The 309-nt window shown below is 65.4% G+C and carries 1 protein-coding gene; it reads right to left on the bottom strand.

The genetic code is table 11. From position 1 onward, the window contains the following. Window positions 1-309, bottom strand: a 309-nt coding sequence (locus GBG68_RS14000) for a VOC family protein (protein WP_193222356.1), incomplete at both ends; no start/stop codon positions are given.

Genomic DNA, 309 nt, shown 5'->3' with positions numbered 1-309 from the left:
AGGTGATCACCGGCATATCGGGATAGGCCGCGTAGCCGAGGCCCGCGAAGGTCTCGTTGCGGTTGCCCGAGGGGTCGAAGAAGTAGATCGTCGCACCCCGGGTAATGCCGTGGCGCTGCGGGGTGACATCGATCTTGACCTTGTTCTTGCCCATCACGTCCGCCGCCTTCAGCACGTCCGCCCACTCATCCAGGTAGAAGGAGAGATGGTGCAGGCCCATCTTCGGCCCGCCCACGAAGGCGATGTCATGGGGCGTGGTGGTGCAGGTCATGAACGCCGCCGCACGCACCTGGTGCCCCGGGCCCACCA

Source organism: Alkalilimnicola sp. S0819, assembly GCF_009295635.1.
Classification (GTDB): Bacteria; Pseudomonadota; Gammaproteobacteria; order Nitrococcales; family WHIW01; genus S0819.
Note: the sequence above shows the minus strand (reverse complement) of the source record. Positions and strands in the feature narration are given on the sequence as shown.